Raw genomic sequence first — 17,772 nt, forward strand, 5'->3', positions numbered from 1 at the left:
AGAACCCAAGGCGTTGATCGGGTGGCTGGTTTCAGTCTGGCTTGGGTCGTTTTTTACTCAGGGTAAAATTTGAGGAGCGGATCGAAATGGAAAAGCTGTTTACCGGGATCATGCAGTTCCGCCGCGAGGATTTCGAGAGCCACCGGGAGCTGTTCCAGGAGTTGGGCCGGCAGCAGAAGCCCCATACCCTGTTCATCGGCTGCTCCGACTCGCGGGTGGTGCCCAACCTGATCACCCGGACCCATCCCGGCGAGTTGTTCATCGTCCGCAACGTGGCCAATATCGTCCCGCCCTACCGCAAGACCGAGGAGTACGTGGCCACCACCTCGGCCATCGAGTATGCCGTGCAGGCCCTCGAAGTCGATTCCATCGTGGTCTGCGGCCATTCCAACTGCGGAGGTTGCGCCGCGCTGAACAAGTCGCCGGAGGAGCTCTCCCACCTGCCCCATGTGCGCAAGTGGCTGGAAGTATCCAAGGAGGTGCCGGGCCGGGTCGACCGGCTGATGACCGGCGACAGCCCGGAGGAGCGTGAATGGCTCACCGAGCAGATCAATGTGCTGGTGCAGATGAAAAACCTCCTTACCTATCCTTACATTCGTGAAAAATACGACGCCGGCAAACTCAACATCTACGGCTGGCATTACCTGATCGAAACCGGCGAGATCTTCAACTTCAACGACGAGAAGGGGGTTTTCGAGCCGGTCGCCTGACCGGCCGGACCCGGCTTCCGTGGATTTGAAAGATCTTTTTCCACCACGAAGGACACGAAGGGCACGAAGAAAAACCAGAATAATACAAAGCCTTTAACTTCGTGTCCTTCGTGGTGGATCCGCCTTCTCCCCCGCTGATTTGCACGGATTTCAGCCCACTGCCTTTTCCACCATTCCCTCCATCGCGATCTGTTTCAATCGGCCCAGGTCGAGCTTGCCGCTGCCCAGAAGGGGCAACTCGGCAACTTCGATGTAGGCACCTCGTCCCGGCCTCCAGAGATTGGGCAGGGCGCTCCCCTCCATGATTTTCCTCAACTTCTCGACCCCGCCTGCCCCAGGGGTGTGAATCACAACCAGTTTTTCCCCGCGCTGATTGTCGGGAACCGCGGTGACCGCCACGGCCGGTTCGGCGGTGTTCAATCCCCCCTGCAGGGCTTCCTCCACGGCAAGGTGAGGCACCATCTCGCCGCCAATCTTGCTGAAGCGTGCCAAGCGGTCGGTGATGTGCAGAAACCCCTCGGCATCCAGGTGGCCGATGTCGCCGGTGACGTACCAGCCCTCACGCAGGGCTTCGGCGGTTTTCTCAGGCCGCCCCAGGTAGCCGCGCATGACGTTGGCGCCGCGGACCAGGATCAGGCCGTTTTCGCCAGGCGGCAGCGCTCGGCCGGTTTCCGGGTCGACGGTGCGCACCGCCACGCCGGGCAGGGGACGGCCGACGCTGCCGGGTTTGCCTCCGTTCTGGGCGACTCCGCCGATGCAGACGTCGGGCAGGTTGACCGCGGTAACCGGGGCGAGCTCCGTGGCTCCGTAGCCTTCGAGGGGGCGAATGCCGAACTTGCGTTCGAAGGAATCGGCGAGCTTGGCCTTGAGCTTTTCCGCGCCGGTGATCACCAGGCGCAGCGAGGCGAAGTCCTCCCGGGAAGCCTTGCGCAGGTAGGCGCCGAGGAAGGTCGGGGTGGCCATCAGTAGGGTGGAGCGGTGTTCGCGTACCGCCGCGGCGATGCTCGCCCCCTCCAGGGGATTGCTGTGGTAGACAGCTGAGAAGCCGCACAGCAGCGGCAGCCAGAGGGTGCCGGTGAAGCCGAAAGAGTGGAAGAGGGGGAGCGCCGCGCAGATGTTGTCGGAGCTCTCCGGACTCAGCAGCAGGCGCAGGGACTCGATGTTGGCGAGGAGGTTGCGGTGGCTGAGCATCACCCCCTTGGGGTCGCCGGTGCTCCCCGAAGAGAAGATGACCGTCGCCAGTTCGTCCCGGCGGGGCGAGCCGATGATCTGGCTTTGCGGGGCGCAGCGGGCGGCCAGCAGGGCGCGGAATTTCCGGGCGGGGCTGAGCCGCGCCGCCAGGTCTTCGATGAACAGGGCCCGCTCGCCCACCGGCAGTTGGGGAAAGCGCTCCATGACCGCCCGTGAGGTGATGACTGTGCGTAGCTCGCACTGCTCCATGGCCGAGCGGAACGCCTCCACCGAGGCGGTGTAATTGAGGTTGACCGGCACCTGACCGCGCAGGGTAACCGCCAGGTTGGCCAGGGCGCCGCCGGCCGAAGGGGGCAGGAGAATGCCGATCATCGGTTGGTTGGCGCCGGCACGTTCGAGTTCCCGTCCCAGGGCGATGGCCCCCGCCAGGGCGCGCCCGTAGCTGAGCTGCTTGCCGCTGGTGTCGGCCAGGGCCTTGCGGCTCCAGTGGCGTCGGGCGCTGCGGATGAAGGCCGCGCCCAGGGATGGGGCGCTCGGGAGCTGCTCCAGCCAGGCGCAGGAGAGTTCCACCACCGCCTGGCGCACTGCCGCAGCCTGGGAGCCCGGGGGGAGGGGCGAACCGAAATGGATGGCGACGGGGCCCGGGCGCAGGGAGCATTTGCGGTGACGGGCGTAGCTGAACAGGCTTCCCCAGAGGCCGCCGATGTGGATCGGGATGATCGGGTGGCCGCTGCCGCGCACGATGCGCTCCAGGCCCGGCTTGAAGGGGCCGAGCTGGCCGGTGCGGGTCAGGGCCCCCTCGGCGAAGATGCAGACCAGGTAGCCATCGTCGAGGGCGGAGCGGGCCTGGCGCAGGGAAGTCGCGATCTGCCGGGGGGCATCCTTGGAGGAGACGGGGATCACGCCCATCAGGCGGAACAACGGTCCCAGCAGACGCCAGTGGTAGATTTCCCGCTCCATCATGAAGCGGATGCGGCGCTGGGTGGTGGCCGAAAGCAGCAGGGCATCGATCCAGGAGACATGGTTGGCGACCAGCAGGGCGCCCCCTTCGCTGGGAACGTTTTCCGCCCCGTGGCTTTTGACCCGGTAGGCCAGGCGCATGATCAGCAGGTTGACGAAGCGCAGGAAGAAGTCGGGCAAGGCAGCGAAGGCGGCCAGGGTAAGGGCGGCAGTCAGCAGGCCGATGGCCGCAAAGCCCCGGCTTGCCGACCAGCCGAGGACCTCGGCGAACAGGTAGACGGCGCCGGAGGCGGCCAGCACGCCGAACCAGCCCAGCACGTTGCTTGCCGCCAGGATGCGGCCGAGTTCGGCCCGGGGGCTGCGCCACTGGATGAAGGCGTGCAGGGGGACGATGAACAGCCCCGCTCCCAGGCCGGCGAGAAGGATCGCCGGGACCGCGGAACCCAGGCTGGCGCTGCCGGCGAGCGCCCAGGCGGCCAGGGTCAAGCCCAAAGCGCCCACCGGGACGACGCCGAACTCGATGTTGCGGCCCGAGAGGCGCCCGGCCAGAAAGGCCCCGCTGCCGATGCCCAGGGCGGCGGCTAGAAACAGGGCGCCGCCCTGCTGCTGACTGAGGCCCAGGGTGTCGATGCCAAAGGGGATCAGGTTGAGCTGGAAAAAGGCGCCGATGAACATGAACCAGGCGCTGCCGGCCACCGCCAGCAGCAGGTAGCCGTCGCCGCGCAGGCGCTTGATTACCGCCAGGGACTCGGTGATGGGGCGCAGGGAGCCGCCTTCCGCGCTGCCGGCGGGCCGGGTTCGCCGGATCGGCAGGCTGCAGGCCAGGCCGGCGGCCGCAATCGCCAGGCAGGAGGCAGCCGCCAGGGGGTAGCTACCGCCGGTCAGCAGCGGCAGCGCCGAGGCCAGGCCGGTGCCGAGGATGACCGCCAGCCAGGTCAGCGATTCCAGTTGCCCGTTGGCCCGGCTCAGGCTCTCGCGGCTGACCAGTTCCGGCACGATGCCGTACTTGGCCGGGCTGAACAGGGCGCTCTGGGCCGCCATCAGGAAGAGGGCGGCATACAGCCCGAGGGGGGATTGCAGGATGAACGCCAGGGCGCCGCAGGCCATGACCGCGACTTCGCCGGCCTTGGCGGCGACGATGATGCTGCGCTTGCCGAGGCGATCGGCCAGCCGCCCTGCCAGCGGCGACAGCGCCAGGAAGGGGACCACGAAGACCGCCCCGGCGATGGCGGTCACCCGGCTGGCGGCCTCGGCGCCGAAATGGTCGATCAGGAAAAAGACGATGAACAGTTTGAAGATGTTGTCGTTGAGCACCCCCAGGAACTGGGTGGCGTTGAGCCAGGCAAAGCTGGAACGGATTTTTTCTTTGTGGTCAAGCATCGGGCGGCCCTCCGTTGGGTTGTGGTGATTCGATGGCTTTTGCTTGAGCAGAGGGCGTGCCAGGGGTGGATTGTGGTTGTAAGTGCTTGAAGTGTAATTGTTTCCTTGCTGCTGGTTGTCGATATGGAAAGGGCTGGTTGGTTCTCTGTGTGCATTGAATGCCTGTCGCTTGTTCTTTTTTTGCCTGTTCGGCTTGGGCGAGAATATCGCCTTCAGGCGGGAAGGCCCCGGCCGCGTCGGATTCGACCGATCAGTCCGATCCGCCCGATCCGACGGATCAGAAGCGGCCGGGGCCTGCGTGCCATGGTTCCCCAGTTCGGTGAATTTTCAGCAACGAGGCAGGCCGGGTGAAGATCCCCGGCCCGAAGCCAAGCGCCTGCTTGAGCGCCACATCCCGGTCCCAGGGATTTTCGATGCCGGAGATGCCGCGCATCTGCCCCCATCCCAACCGAAACGGGAAATACCAGGGGGATACCAGCTTCACTCCCAGCAGCCCGGTTTCGATCAGCGGGAAGTCGGTGCCGTAGAGCAGCCGGTCGTGGATTTCGGGATGCTCGAGCACCTTGGGCAGGTACCAGAGCTTGTTGAGCTGGGTCAGGCTGGAGATGTCGGCGTAGAGGCTGGGGTACTTGGGAAACAGCCTCAGCAGCCGGTCGAAGTCGGTCTCGCCGTCGGTTCTGCCCGTGGTGGCGACATGGGCGGCGATCACCGTGACGCCCAGCTCCAGGGGCTGGCGCAGCAGTTGCGGGTCGCCGAGGCGGTGATCGGCCCGGGAGAAGGAGCGCTCGGCGCCGGTGTGCACCAGCAGGGGCAGGTCCAACTCCTTGAGCTTGAGGTAAAAGGGGGCGAGCCTGGGGTCGGAGGGGTCGATGCGCTGGATCGCCGGCAGCCACTTGACCAGTACCGCCCCGTCGGCCTTGGCCTGCTCGAGCCGCGCCAGGGCGTCGCGGCGGTAGGGGTTGACGCTGGCGCCGAAGTGCAGGTTGGCGTAGCGGGCCGTCTCCCGGGCGACGAACTCGTTGGGGATGTAGACCTCGGTGCGCTCCAGGTCGAGTTCGCCCGCCTCGTTGACCACCCCGTCCAGAGCGAGGATGACCGCGCCGTCCACTTCCCGGGAGGCTTCAAGGGCGCCGGAGACTTTTTCGAAGGTGATGCGGTCGCCCTCGCGCTCCAGTTCCTCCCGGGTGACGCCGAAGGCCTTGAGGTAGATGGCGTAGCGCCAGTTGTCGCGCAGGCCGGGAGAAACGTAGCAGCCGCTGCCCCCGGCGCCGATGCCGGCGATGTGGGCGTGCATGTCGATCACCGGCAGGGGGCGGGTCTCCTTGCCGAGCTCCTCCGCTTTCGCCGGCCTGGCGATGGCGGCGCCGAGGGTGAGAAGGCAGAGCAGAAACAGCGACAGCAGATAGCTCATGGTTCGGGTCTCCTGATTGTATTCTAAAAAAAGCGGTTCATTACCGCAAAGACGCAAAGTTGGCAAAGCGATCACAGAGTCATTCCACCATTCAGTGCTCACCCGCCGGGTGAGCAGAGTATATATTCAACTGGTTGATATCCTTTGCGTTCTTGGCGCCTCTGCGGTGCAAATTCCGGTTATGCGTTCATTGTATCGGATCGGAGGCCCTTCAGGGCCGCCGGCAAGCCATGGCCGACCAGTCCCCCCAGCAGCCCCCCGGCGTGGGTCGCGACCAGCGGAGTCCCCACCGTCCCGAAGTGCAGGCCGGCGAAGAGCACTTCACCGGTGATCATCTCCAGGAGGCACTTCGCGGTCAGCCCGACCAGCAGCAGGGCCCCGCCGCGATGCAGCGTGGACCTGCGCGGCTGGCCGGCCAGCAGCTCCAGCGCGGTGATGCCCAGCAGGCCATGGGCGATGCCGCTGAGGCCGCACAGGCCGATGCGGTAAATCTCGGTTGATACCGCCAGGGGCAGCAGCAGGCTCCCCAGGCCGGTTGCCGCCAGGTAGAACAGGCGCCTGGCGCCGCGGGGCTGATCCAGACCGCGGTAAAGCAGCAGGAAGGCGCTGCCGTCGAGAAGCAGGTGGTAGAGGCTGACATGGACCAAGGGCCAGCTGAACAGCCGCCACCACTGGCCGTCTGCGACAGCTTCTGGAAGAAAGATGAGGTCGATTGCCGGGGCGCCTTTCAGAAGGCCTAAATTGCATAGTGCCAGGATGAAGATGAGCACCCAGGCTTCCATCCTCCGGGAAATGGCAGTTGGCCCTGCTTTTGCCTTGCCCCCACCCCCTTCGACCCCGCCGGAGCGCAGTGGACGTTTTGCGAAACAGACGGGCAAATGTCTGAGCGAAGCGAGTTTTTGCCCATCCGCAAAATGTCTGCGGAGCGGAGGGGACCCGCCGCAGGCGGGCGGGGACGACGGGGAGCCCTTTCTCTGCTTACTCTCTTTGGGCGAGCAAAGAGAGTAAGGCGTCGCCCGGGGGCGCAACCCCGGGGTTTTAAGGTTTTTCGGTCCGTGAGCTTCCATGGGGCCATCCCTTTCAGGAGAAGGCGAGGCGGGTTCGCTCCGCCTCGCCCACAAAAGGCTATTTCAAATTTCTCTTTCGTCTGTTCAACCAGGCAAGTACGCCGATGAACAGCGGCCCGACCGGTCCGGACCCGATCCCGGGGGAGGGCAGACCCTTGAACATCCCGCCGCTGCCCGAGGAACGATCCACCTGGTAATTTTTCACCGGGGCATTTTCCCGTTGCTGCTGGGCGGCCCGCTCGCGCTGCACGCGGTCGGCGTTGCGCTTGGCAATCCCTTCGTTTTCCAGCACCACGTCCTGCACCACCAGCATCGAGGTGTAGTCGGTGACCAGCGAATACTCGGTGCCCAGTTCGACGATCTGCCTGCGCAGCGGTTCGGTTTCGCCGGTTTCGCGGATCTGCTCCATGGCGCCTTCGATCTTGGAGAGGGCCCAGAGCCGCTCGATCTCGGGGTTGTCCCGGTCGATCTCGGGGAGCAGGGCGGTGGTGGACCAGGTTCTCTCCTGCCCGGAGATCTTCGCCTGCAGTTCGATCCCCACCTCGCCGCTGCCGCTGTAGCGGCCGAACATGACCAGCTGCTGGCCCAGGTAGAGGTTGCCGATGGTCGCCTGGGTCAGGTCGCGGACCTTTTCGCCCTTGAATTTGAGATCCACATCGTGCAGGGCCTGGTGCAGCACCTTGGCTTTGGCCTGGATCAGTCGGCCGGTGATGTCGTCGCTGTCCGAGAGGTTCATGGCAAAGCCTCCCGAATCCCTGGCCAGCCGGTCGAGCAGGGGCTGGTTGGCGCCGTTGCCGATGACGAAGGTGAACAGGCGCAGGTCGTAGGTCTTGAGCAGCTTGAGGAATTCGCGGTGCTCGGTGTGACCGATGTTGGCGACCCCGTCGGTGACGAGGATGACCCCCGAGGTGCGGTCGTCGTCGAGGCCGTGGTAGGCCCGTTCCAGGCCGGCGAACAGGTTGGTGCCTCCGTTCGCCTGCAGGCTCTTGACCGCGGCGATCCACTGCTGCACCTGGTCCGGGGTGGCCTGGACATAGCCGGGGGTGAGCTCCAGGGCGCGGTCGTTGAAGGTGACGATGCGGAAGCGGTCGTTGGGGCTCATCTTGCCGAGTACGCGGGCGACGCCGTCGGCCAGGGTGGCGATCTTGTGGCCGCCCATGCTCCCCGAGACGTCGAGCACGAAGATCCAGTCGCTCCCCTCGCTGATGCGCTGCAGGTCGGCGGCCGGGGTGACCACCAGCATGAAGGTGCCGTCCTGTTGCGGGTCGTCACGGTAGGGGATCAGCTCCACCCGGGCCGGGGCGCTGTCGTCGAGGCGGTAGTAGAAGGCTAGGTCGCGGGAGAGGTCGCCGCCGGCTTCCTTGTTCAGGGTCACCTCGTAGATGTCCCCCGCGGAGCCGTCCGCGCCCATCCCCGAGGTCTGCTGGATCAAGGCCTCGTTCTGATAGCCGGCCAGGCGCACGTCTTTGACCGGGAAGGCCGATTTGAGGGTGAGGTGGAAGGAGAAGGGGCCGTCAACCCGATCGTCCTCCGACCAGAAGGCGATGCGCTCCTCGTCCACGTTCCCCTCGGCCAGCGGGTAGAGATAGCGGCCGACATTCAGGTCGATCTCCAATGGCTGGTAATAGACCAGCCGCACCCTGGCCTCGCCGCCCGCGGGCACCCGGCCGATGCGCACATCGAAGCTCTTGAAATCGTCCTTTTCCGCCAGGGCGGTGTCGTTGCCCTGGGCCTGCTGCTCCTGGTAGATCTTTTTCGCCCGCTCTTTCTCCACGACCTCGCCGAGCCACTCCTGGCCGTTGACCCACAGCGAGAGCTCCGAGAGGCTCGCCTGCTTGGGCAGCGGAAAGGTGTAGAGTGCCTCGAGGTCGCGGTCGGCGCTGTTGGCGAAGGTCTGGTCGACCTCGGTGCGAGCGTAGCCGTTGTTGATGACCACGTCGACCCGGTGGCTGCTGATGCTCAGGCTGGCGGCATCGCCGCCGCCGAGGGGTTTGAGCAAGCCTGCGGCCTGGGCGGGGATGGTGCTGACGCAGAGCAGAATGGTGAAGAGAGCGGCGGCGACGGAAATCCATAATCGCCGGTGCCAGGTTGTTCGGGATTGGGCGGATGTGAGTGTCATGGCTGGTCCTCCTTGTCTGTGATGGTTTTGCTCACAGGTAAGGCAGGGGCTGTGCCATGCTGGTTCTATCCGTTTAACTGGTTGAATTTGTTGGATTGCCTGGGATGGCGTGGAGCGGGGGTGGGGCGGGCGAGGTTTGTCGGTTGACAGTCAGTGCAGGGTGCATGTACATTTCGTGCATGGCCAGAAAAGACCAGTTGAGCGCCGCCGAGCGCGAATTCTTCGGCCGGGTCGCCCGGGCCGCCTTCAGCAATCCCTTCGGGGCCGAACGGTTGCAGCTCGACCGGGAGATCGCCGGGGTCGGCGGCCGCCTGGCCCAGCCCGAGCTGATCCGGCGCACCATGGCCCGGATCCGCGAGGCCGTAGGCGCCCTCGAGGAGCAGGGGCGGGCCGACCTGCGCCGCTTTTCCGGCGATGACCGGGAGCTGCTGCGCTCGGCACTGCTGTTCGAGGCCTTTCACCGCCATGCCGCCGAGTTCGACCAGTTGATCCGGCAGCAGGTTGCCGACGGCGAGGAGCCCTGCGCCGTCCCCTTCGCCAAAGAGGTGCTGGCGCTGCTGGCCCGTCGGGGGCTTTCGGCCGAGGAGGCGCGCCGCACCTTCGCCTTCTTCTTTCAGATGCGGAGGGCCTTTTACTTCATCGCCCACGGCCTGGTGGGGACCAGCCCCTGCATGGGCGAATTCCGCCGGCACCTGTGGAACAACGTCTTCACCCACGACATCCGCTGGTACGAGCGCCATCTCTGGAATCGGATGGAGGACTTCTCCACCCTGCTGCTCGGCGAAACCGGCACCGGCAAGGGGGCGGCGGCCGCCGCCATCGGCCGCTCGGGGTTCATCCCCTTCGATGAAGCGCGCGGCCGCTTCGCCGAAAGCTTCACCCGCAACTTCGTCAGCATCAACCTCTCCCAGTATCCCGAGGCGCTCATCGAATCGGAGCTTTTCGGCCACAAGAAAGGCGCCTTCACCGGCGCCATCGACCACCATCGGGGCATCTTCGCCCGCTGCTCCGCCCACGGGGCGATCTTTCTAGACGAGATCGGCGACGTCAGCGTGCCGGTGCAGATCAAGCTGCTGCAGATCCTCCAGGAGCGGACCTTCTCGCCGGTGGGCAGCCATGAAAAACAGCGCTTTTCCGGGCGGGTGATCGCCGCCACCAACCGTCCCCTGGAAAAGCTGCGCGAGCAGGGGGAGTTTCGCGACGACTTCTTCTACCGCCTCAGCTCGGACGTCATCGCCGTCCCCAGCCTGCTCCAGCGCCTGCAGGAGGACCCGCGCGAACTGGAGGTGCTGCTCGAGCTGGTGGTGGAGCGCACCATCGGCGAGGGGTCGGCGGAGCTGGTGAGCCTGGTCAAGGAGTCGCTGGCCGCCGAGCCGGGGCCCGGTTACGGTTGGCCGGGCAACGTGCGGGAGCTGGAGCAGGCGGTGCGGCGCATCCTGCTGACCCGCAGCTACCGCGGGGAGCTGCCCGTGGCGCCGGGCGATCTGCGCGGCCGGCTGCTGGCGGCGGTGGACGGCGGCACGCTGGATGCCCAGGGGCTGCTGGCCGGGTATTGCGCCCTGCTCTATCGCCGGCTGGGGACCTACGAGCAGGTGGCGAAGGTTACGGGGCTGGATCGGCGCACGGTGAAGAAATACGTGCTGGCGGGGGATGCGGGGTAGGCGGGATCAGGGGGCGGAGATGACCAGGAAGCGGTCGTCGAAGTGCTTTTCCAGCAGCGGTCTGACCTGGGCCCAGTCCAGTCCGCCCCCACCGCAGCCGGGGCGGGGCACGACGATCTCCCGCCAGCCCTTGGCGTCGGCCAGCTCCCGCAGTTCCCGGGCCGAGCGCTCGATCAGGCGCAGGTCGGGATTTTCCAGCCAGTGGTGCTCCACCGGGAAGTTGACGATGCCCTCGCCCAGGTCGTACACGTGATTGCCCGTCTCCCCGATCCGCCGGCCCAGGCGCAGCGGCAGGTCGGGAAACCGCTCCCGAGCCTGCCGGGCGCAGCCGCGCGGCATGGGGCACTCCCCCTTGCGGTTGACGTGGCCGTTGGTGGTGACCGTCACCACCGCCTCCCCCAGGTAGTCCCACAAATCTCCGGTAGTTTCCCGCATTTGTCCATTGATTCCAGGTTTCACAACCCATCCAGTTTTTCACGGCCCACGGTCCACGGCCCACGGTCCACGGCCCACGGCCCACGGCCCACGGCCCACGGTTTACTCCTTCTCCGGCCCCCTGCCGCCCCACAGCGGATCGTAACCGAACTGGGCCCGCAGGCGCTCGACGGGGTATTGTTCATAGAATTCCTCCCGGGAGAAGCAGTACCGGTACTGCCCGCAGTATTTCCGCAGGGTGCGGTAGGCGGCGGTGATTGCCCGGATCCTTTCCGAGTCCTCACCGGTTTCCCTGTCGGGGTGGTGGCGCTTCACCAGCTCCCGGTAGCGGTCCTTGATCTCCTCCAGGCTGGCCCGCTCGGAAAGGTTGAAAATGATTAGCGCCTGCCTCAGTTCCTCGAAATCCATGCTGGCTCCACCTGAGAGAATGCTCTTGCCTTACCAGGGCCGTTGCGTATTTTTATCACGTTTAGGCCATGCCAACAATAAAACGCCGCGATGGAGGGCCAAAGTTGCGGGGATTCTGGGCTCGCGGGGCGTTGTCACGCGTATACGCCGGGAAGGTTCATAACGCCGTTATCACGATAATGGTAAAAATTACCTTGACTATCATGGCGGTGCTGTTAGGATCTTGTCCGTGGCCCGCTGACCCGGGCTGCCAACCACCTGCTCAGGAGGGCGCCATGGAAGATCTCTGGAAACTGCGCGACATGAACTACCGGCTCAAGGATCTGGCCAACCGTGCTGAATATGACCGGCTGGTGAAGCGTTTCCATCAGGACGAAGAACGCGACAATATGAAGAATCTGCTCTACGGTCCCTGCAGTATCAAAAAAAGCGGGCCCGAGCCTCCCAAATAACCGGGTGCGGGGAGCGTTTCTCCTCTTCCGCGCCTGACGATTGAAAATGGCCCGACCATGGTTCCTGCCCATGGCCGGGCCGTGCTGTTTACGGGGCTTGGAATCCCCTTGCCTGTCCGTTTCTTCTGTGCTACAAATTCGGTTCAATGCTTAAAAAGTCCGTAATTGCCGGAGGTTGAATGTCCATGGAGATCCAGGTCCTGCCCCTCGCCGCAAAAAAGCCCGGAATCGTTGACGAATCGAAGCTCGCCTTCGGCACCCAGTTCACCGACCGGATGTTCCTCATGGAGTTTGAGGCCGGCCGCGGCTGGCACTCGGCACGGATCCTCCCCTACGGCCCGTTCACCCTCGACCCGGCCTGCGCCGTGCTGCACTACGCCCAGGAGATCTTCGAAGGGCTCAAGGCCTTCCGGCGCCCCGACGGTTCGGTGGCCCTGTTCCGCCCCATGGACAACGTCAGGCGCTTCAACCGCAGCGCCAGTCGCATGTGCATGCCCGAGGTGGACGAGGAGTTTTTCCTGGGGGCGCTCAAGCAGTTGGTCAAGCTCGAGGCCGATTGGGTTCCTCGCAGCGAAGGGACCAGCTTGTATGTCCGGCCGACGATGATCGCCACCGACCCCTTTCTCGGGGTGCGGCCCTCCAAGACCTACTACTGCTATATCATCCTTTCCCCCGTCGGCGCCTACTACAAGGGGGGCTTCAGCCCGGTCAAGATCTGGATCGCCGACGAGTTCGTGCGCTCGGCGCCCGGCGGGACCGGCGAGGCCAAGACCGGCGGCAACTATGCCGCCAGCCTGCGCGCCTCCATGGAGGCCACCGAGAAGGGCTTCGACCAGGTTCTCTGGCTCGACGCGGTGCATCGCAAGTACGTCGAGGAGGTCGGCAGCATGAACATCTGCTTCCTCTACGACGGCAAGATCGTGACCTCGCCCCTCAAGGGGACCATCCTCGACGGCATCACCCGCCGCTCGATCCTGGACCTGGCGCGCGATTTGGGCTACCAGATCGAGGAGCGGGCCCTGTCGGTGGACGAGATCATCGACGGTGCCCAGAGCGGCCGGCTCAAGGAGGCCTTTGGCACCGGTACCGCGGTGGTCGTTTCGGCGGTGGGCCAGTTCACCTACCGGGATCGCACCGTGGTGCTGGGCGACGGCAAGCCCGGCGAGCTGACCCAGAAGCTCTACGATACCCTCACCGGCATCCAGTACGGGCGGATCCCCGACAAGCACGGCTGGGTGCAGACGATCTGATTCCTCTTGCAGGCCAGTAGCTCTAATGGCTAGAGCGCCGGTCTCCAAAACCGGATGTTGGGGGTTCGAGTCCCTCCTGGCCTGCCAGATTCACTAAAAAGCCCCCGCGGGTTGATCCCGCGGGGGCTTTTTTTCGCCTCAACTTCCATCAGGCCTGCCAAATTAATGGGCAGTTGTTCCGCAGAAAATTCTCGCCTCGGCTTTAAGTTGTTGAAAATACGTGGAACAGTCCTTGGTACGCCTCTTGCCATGTACAGCTCGTTGGATAATGAATCCTTCCATTCGAGATAACCAACGAAGCTTATGCATGGAGGTGCAACGATGCACGGCGTCTTTCGGACTATTCTGCCTGCGGTTTTTCTTCTGCTGATCTCTGCCCCGGTTCTGGCCCAGGAGGGCCCCGATACCGGCGACACCGCCTGGATGCTGGTCTCCTCGGCCCTGGTGCTGGTCATGCTGCCTGGCCTGGCCCTGTTCTACGGGGGGATGGTCCGTTCGAAAAACGTCCTCTCCACCACCATGCACACCTTCGCCGCCATGGCGATCATGGGGGTGCAGTGGGTTGTCCTCGGTTATTCGCTGACCTTCGGCGGGGAGGGCGCGTTTATCGGCGGGTTCTCCAACCTGCTGCTTAACGGCATCACCCCCGAGTCCCTTACGGGGACCATTCCCACCTACGTGTTCGTCATGTTCCAGGGGATGTTCGCCATCATCACCCCCGCGCTGATTTCGGGGGCCATCGCCGAGCGCATGAAGTTTTCCACCTACTGCGTGTTCATCCTGCTCTGGGGCACCCTGGTCTACGATCCCATCGCCCACTGGGTGTGGGGGCCCGGCGGCTGGCTGCTCAAGGACGGCGCCCTCGATTTCGCCGGGGGGACCGTGGTTCACTTCTCCTCCGGTATTACCGCCCTGGTGCTGGCCCTGGTGATCGGCAAGCGCAAGGGGTATCCCACCGAGAGAATGCTCCCCCACAACCTGCCGATGACCCTGCTCGGCGCGGGCCTGCTCTGGTTCGGCTGGTTCGGTTTCAACGCCGGCAGCGCCCTGTCGGCCGGCGGCAGCGCCGCCCTGGCCTTTACCACCACCCAGACCGCCGCCGCCGCGGGGGCGCTCTCCTGGCTCGCCGCCGAGTGGCTGCATGCCGGCAAGCCGAGCGCCCTGGGCGCCGCCTCGGGGGTGGTGGCCGGCCTGGTGGTGATCACCCCCGCCGCGGGCTTCGTGACCCCGGCCTGGGCCCTGGTCATGGGCCTGACCGCCGGTTTCGTCTGCTACGGCGGGGTGCTGCTCAAGCACAAGCTGCGCTACGACGATTCCCTCGACGCCTTCGGGGTGCACGGTATCGGCGGCGCCTGGGGGGCGGTGGCCACCGGCATTTTTGCCACGGTGGGGGCGAGCGGCCTGATCGCCGGCAATTTCCATCAGCTCTGGGTGCAGGTGGTCGGTTTGATCGCGGCCGGAGCCTACGCGGTGGTGGTCACCCTGGGGTTGCTGTTCGTGCTCAAGGTGACCATGGGCTTACGGGTGGAGCTGGAAGACGAGGTGAAGGGTCTGGACCAGACGGCCCACTCGGAGACCGGCTACACCTTTTGATCGTTGAATTCCGGTGCGATCGGGCGGCGCCCAGCTGGGCGCCGCCTTTTTTGTGTAGGTAAAGTACTTCAGCTGAGTAGACTCGTTGCATGGATGAGGTCGTGGGCAGGTTGTCCGGCCCTCGGCCTTGGGGCGAGGTGGCGCTGACCAATTATTTTAAAATACTGAATTGATTGATCAATTTCTTGTTGCTTTGAGTTGTGGAATGCAGCCCTGTGGATGTGGCCCGGGTGTTGCATATGAGTTTTGGCTGGTCCAATTTTGAGAAACTCGAAGGTACCTTGAACACTCTGCTTCCCGGGAGGTAAATGGCCATGTGTCGTATCGGAGCCATCAAGAGTCTGAATTATGTTCACCCGAGTCAGGCCCTGCTGCTGATGCAGTCGCAGCAGAAGGGGCATGACAACTCGGGTTTCGCCATGGTCATGCACGACCTGGGCGGAATATTCGAAAGCTACAAGCATCTGCCGACCCTTTCGCTGGCCTGCACCGACGAGGGGCTGAAGGTCGCCGAGGACATCCTGCATGCCGCCGGCTTCTCCCGCGTGCTGCAGTGGGTTCCCGAGACCAACGATCAGCCGGGGCTGGACATCAACGCCATGCCCAACTACGTGTTCGAGACCTTCGACTACCCCAAGCACTACCGCAAGGCCGAGCAGAAGGAGAAGGAAGAGCTGCTGCTCGACATGCGCCTGAAGCTGCGCCGGGCCCTGGAGAAGGACGAAATGGGCTTCGTCTATTCCTTCTGGCCCGACGTGGTCACCCTCAAGGAGATCGGCGACCCGCGGGACATCGGCACCTACTTCAACCTCTGGGAGCCGGACAACAAGTTCACCGCGCGGGTGATCACCGCCCAGTGCCGGCAGAACACCAACTACGACATCGTCCGCTACGCAGCCCACCCCTTCTTCCTGCAGGGGTACACGGCGCTGGCCAACGGCGAGAACACCTTCTACCTGAAAAACGTCGAGGCCCAGCGCAAGATGCACCGCGGCTACATCGGCTTCGAGTCCGACTCCCAGTGCTTTCTCTACACCCTGCACTACGTCCACCGCGAGCTGGGCTGGCCGCTGCGCTACTACAAGCACGTGATCACCCCGCTGCCCTTCGAGGACATCGAGCGGCGCGAGGACAAGGACCAGCTGCTGGCGATCCGCCAGTCTCTGGCCCACCTGGAAATCAACGGTCCCAACACCATCATCGGGGTGCTGCCCGACAACACCCTGTTCACCTGCTGCGACGCCAAGAAGCTGCGGCCGGTGGTGGTGGGGCGCTCGGCGGACACCGTGGTCATCTCCTCGGAGGTCTGCGGCATCAACGAAGTGCTCCCCGACCGTGACTGGGAGACGGACATCTATCCCCACGAGCGGGAGATCGTGGCGGTCGACAGCAATCTGGAGGTGCAGAGATGGAGACAATGAAAGTTCAGAACGTAACCCCCAACGACCTGCCCTGGAAGATCCGCTACGACGCCAGCCGCTGCACCCTGTGCGGCTCCTGCGTGGCCGCCTGCTCCTTTCGCGCCATCGAGCCGAAGGTCGAGCGGCGCCGCATGGTCTTCTCCGAGAGCGAGTTCCCGGAGCCCAAGCAGCGTTTTTCCGCGGTGCCGGTGATCCGCCAGGCTCACTCGATCAAGAACTACTGCCGCGGCTGCGGCATTTGCGAAAAGGTCTGCCCCAACGACGCCATCGGCCCGCAGCGCAACATCGACACCCGGCACCCCATCGTCACCCGCTGCCTGGGCGGCGATTCCATCAAGCGCGGCGGCCGCAAGAACCTCGAGGCGACCACCCGCACCCTGGACAAGCTACGGGTGGGGCGCATCTCGCAGATGACCGACCCGAGCCTCGACGCCCAGCGTCACACTTTCGACCTGCTGGCCCCCTTCGGCCGCATCCTGCCGCCGAAGAAGCTCCCCTTCGGGGTCGGCCCGGAAGGGCTGCTGGAGTCCAAAGACCAGGCTCCGCCGGTGCGCTGGATCTACCCGGTGATCATCGGCGACATGTCCATCGGCGCCCTCTCCTGGCGCATGTGGGAAGCGGTCGCCATGGCCACCGCCTACCTCAACGAGGAATGCGGCCTGCCGGTGCGCATGTGCTCGGGCGAGGGCGGCATGCCGGTGCGCCTGCTCAAGAGTCGCTACCTCAAGTACATGATCCTGCAGATCGCCTCGGGGCACTTCGGCTGGAACCGCATCGCCAAGGCGATGCCCCACATGACCGAGGACCCCGCCGGGGTGCTGATCAAGATCGGCCAGGGCGCCAAGCCCGGTGACGGCGGCCTGCTCATGGCGCAGAAGGTGGCCGAGCACATCCAGTCGATCCGCGGCGTGCCCAAGGCCGACCTGCTCAGCCCCCCCAACCACCAGGGGCTCTATTCCATCGAGGAGAGCGTGCAGAAGATGTTCCTCTCCTTCAACGCGGCCTTCAAATTCCGCGTCCCCGTCGCCATCAAGGTGGCGGCCAGCGCCACCAGCGTCAGCGTCTTCAACAACCTGGTGCGCGACCCCTACAACATCGTCGGCGGCTTCTTCCTCGACGGCATCGACGGCGGCACCGGGGCGGCTCATGAGGTCAGCCTCGACCACACCGGCCACCCCATCGTCAGCAAGCTGCGCGACTGCTACCTGGCCGCCGTCACCCAGGGGCGCCAGGGGCAGATTCCGCTGTGGGCGGCCGGCGGTCTCGGCAAGACCGGCGACCTGGCGGCCGACGCCTTCAAGATGATGTGCCTGGGCGCCAACGGCGTCTTCACCGGCAAGCTGATCCTGCAGATGGCCGGCTGCGTCGGCAACGACATGGGCCGCTGCAACGCCTGCAACACCGGCCTCTGCCCGGTGGGCATCACCACCCAGGAGCCGGCCCTGGTGCACCGTCTGGATCCGGAGAAAGTGGCGCAGAACATCGTCAACTACTTCCTCGCCATGGACCAGGAGTTCAAGAAGCTGATGGCCCCCATCGGCAACTCGTCGCTCCCCGTCGGGCGCTCCGACGCCCTGATCTCCACGGACAAGGCCGTGGCCGAGCGGCTCCAGATCCAGTACGTATGTTAAAGGCCGTGAGGGGTAAGGCGTGAGGGGTGAGGCGTAAAGGCCTTTCCCTCCTCACTCCTCCCTCCTCACTCCTCACAGGAGAT

Annotated in this window: 13 protein-coding genes and 1 tRNA gene; 8 read left to right on the forward strand and 6 right to left on the reverse strand. The window is 64.9% G+C overall.

The features are described 5' to 3' along the window. Positions 1 to 86 precede the first annotated feature (86 nt). Positions 87 to 710, forward strand: coding sequence for a carbonic anhydrase (locus tag DESUT3_RS03450; protein ID WP_221251077.1), 624 nt, complete (start codon positions 87 to 89; stop codon positions 708 to 710). A 150-nt stretch (positions 711 to 860) separates the two neighbouring features. Here the strand turns inward: DESUT3_RS03450 and DESUT3_RS03455 are convergent, their stop codons facing one another. From DESUT3_RS03455 to DESUT3_RS03470, 4 genes are all read right to left on the reverse strand, one after another. Then, a complete protein-coding gene (locus tag DESUT3_RS03455; protein WP_221251078.1) occupies positions 861 to 4,241 on the reverse strand; it encodes an acyl-[ACP]--phospholipid O-acyltransferase in 3,381 nt (1,126 codons plus the stop codon). Between the two features lie 277 nt (positions 4,242 to 4,518). Next, a complete protein-coding gene (locus tag DESUT3_RS03460) occupies positions 4,519 to 5,652 on the reverse strand; it encodes an amidohydrolase family protein (protein WP_221251079.1) in 1,134 nt (377 codons plus the stop codon). 179 nt (positions 5,653 to 5,831) lie between these two features. Further along, complete coding sequence (rrtA, locus tag DESUT3_RS03465) at positions 5,832 to 6,422, reverse strand: rhombosortase (RefSeq protein ID WP_221251080.1); 591 nt, start codon at positions 6,420 to 6,422, stop codon at positions 5,832 to 5,834. Between the two features lie 355 nt (positions 6,423 to 6,777). Next, positions 6,778 to 8,838: a VIT domain-containing protein gene (locus tag DESUT3_RS03470; protein WP_221251081.1), complete on the reverse strand. Its 2,061-nt coding sequence runs from the start codon at positions 8,836 to 8,838 to the stop codon at positions 6,778 to 6,780. Positions 8,839 to 9,017: 179 nt separating this feature from the next. Between DESUT3_RS03470 and DESUT3_RS03475 the strand changes: the two genes are divergently transcribed. After that, a complete protein-coding gene (locus tag DESUT3_RS03475; RefSeq protein ID WP_221251082.1) occupies positions 9,018 to 10,499 on the forward strand; it encodes a sigma 54-interacting transcriptional regulator in 1,482 nt (493 codons plus the stop codon). 6 nt (positions 10,500 to 10,505) lie between these two features. On the opposite strand, the gene DESUT3_RS03480 is transcribed toward DESUT3_RS03475, so the two are convergent. Then, entirely contained in the window at positions 10,506 to 10,934 is a 429-nt protein-coding gene (locus tag DESUT3_RS03480; RefSeq protein WP_221251083.1) for a macro domain-containing protein, read from the reverse strand. 102 nt (positions 10,935 to 11,036) lie between these two features. Further along, on the reverse strand, positions 11,037 to 11,342 hold the full coding sequence (locus DESUT3_RS03485) for a J domain-containing protein (protein ID WP_221251084.1): 306 nt from the start codon (positions 11,340 to 11,342) through the stop codon (positions 11,037 to 11,039). A gap of 275 nt (positions 11,343 to 11,617) precedes the next feature. On the opposite strand from DESUT3_RS03485, the gene DESUT3_RS03490 reads away from it, so the two are divergent. From DESUT3_RS03490 to DESUT3_RS03515, 6 genes are all read left to right on the forward strand, one after another. Beyond that, positions 11,618 to 11,794: a hypothetical protein gene (locus DESUT3_RS03490; protein ID WP_221251085.1), complete on the forward strand. Its 177-nt coding sequence runs from the start codon at positions 11,618 to 11,620 to the stop codon at positions 11,792 to 11,794. Positions 11,795 to 11,979: 185 nt separating this feature from the next. Next, positions 11,980 to 13,044 (forward strand): branched-chain amino acid aminotransferase, encoded by a 1,065-nt coding sequence (locus DESUT3_RS03495; RefSeq protein WP_221252451.1) that lies wholly within the window; start codon positions 11,980 to 11,982, stop codon positions 13,042 to 13,044. Positions 13,045 to 13,054: 10 nt separating this feature from the next. Beyond that, positions 13,055 to 13,131, forward strand: a tRNA-Trp gene (locus DESUT3_RS03500). Between the two features lie 234 nt (positions 13,132 to 13,365). Beyond that, positions 13,366 to 14,637, forward strand: coding sequence for an ammonium transporter (locus DESUT3_RS03505; protein ID WP_221251086.1), 1,272 nt, complete (start codon positions 13,366 to 13,368; stop codon positions 14,635 to 14,637). A 314-nt stretch (positions 14,638 to 14,951) separates the two neighbouring features. Beyond that, on the forward strand, positions 14,952 to 16,058 hold the full coding sequence (locus DESUT3_RS03510) for a class II glutamine amidotransferase (protein ID WP_221251087.1): 1,107 nt from the start codon (positions 14,952 to 14,954) through the stop codon (positions 16,056 to 16,058). Then, entirely contained in the window at positions 16,046 to 17,689 is a 1,644-nt protein-coding gene (locus DESUT3_RS03515; RefSeq protein ID WP_221251088.1) for a glutamate synthase-related protein, read from the forward strand. Before DESUT3_RS03510 ends, DESUT3_RS03515 begins: the two co-directional genes overlap by 13 nt. Positions 17,690 to 17,772: the final 83 nt, after the last annotated feature.

The sequence above is a fragment of the Desulfuromonas versatilis genome, assembly GCF_019704135.1.
Taxonomy (GTDB): Bacteria; Desulfobacterota; Desulfuromonadia; order Desulfuromonadales; family NIT-T3; genus Desulfuromonas_A; species Desulfuromonas_A versatilis.

Bases quoted from the DNA above. Each gene is read 5' to 3' on its own strand.
- DESUT3_RS03510 (WP_221251087.1), top strand. From the start codon at position 14,952: ATGTGTCGTATCGGAGCCATCAAGAGTCTGAATTATGTTCACCCGAGT.
- DESUT3_RS03485 (WP_221251084.1), bottom strand. From the start codon at position 11,342: ATGGATTTCGAGGAACTGAGGCAGGCGCTAATCATTTTCAACCTTTCC.
- DESUT3_RS03505 (WP_221251086.1), top strand. From the start codon at position 13,366: ATGCACGGCGTCTTTCGGACTATTCTGCCTGCGGTTTTTCTTCTGCTG.
- DESUT3_RS03515 (WP_221251088.1), top strand. From the start codon at position 16,046: ATGGAGACAATGAAAGTTCAGAACGTAACCCCCAACGACCTGCCCTGG.
- DESUT3_RS03450 (WP_221251077.1), top strand. From the start codon at position 87: ATGGAAAAGCTGTTTACCGGGATCATGCAGTTCCGCCGCGAGGATTTC.
- DESUT3_RS03455 (WP_221251078.1), bottom strand. From the start codon at position 4,241: ATGCTTGACCACAAAGAAAAAATCCGTTCCAGCTTTGCCTGGCTCAAC.
- DESUT3_RS03475 (WP_221251082.1), top strand. From the start codon at position 9,018: ATGGCCAGAAAAGACCAGTTGAGCGCCGCCGAGCGCGAATTCTTCGGC.
- DESUT3_RS03490 (WP_221251085.1), top strand. From the start codon at position 11,618: ATGGAAGATCTCTGGAAACTGCGCGACATGAACTACCGGCTCAAGGAT.
- DESUT3_RS03495 (WP_221252451.1), top strand. From the start codon at position 11,980: ATGGAGATCCAGGTCCTGCCCCTCGCCGCAAAAAAGCCCGGAATCGTT.
- DESUT3_RS03460 (WP_221251079.1), bottom strand. From the start codon at position 5,652: ATGAGCTATCTGCTGTCGCTGTTTCTGCTCTGCCTTCTCACCCTCGGC.
- DESUT3_RS03480 (WP_221251083.1), bottom strand. From the start codon at position 10,934: ATGCGGGAAACTACCGGAGATTTGTGGGACTACCTGGGGGAGGCGGTG.
- DESUT3_RS03470 (WP_221251081.1), bottom strand. From the start codon at position 8,838: ATGACACTCACATCCGCCCAATCCCGAACAACCTGGCACCGGCGATTA.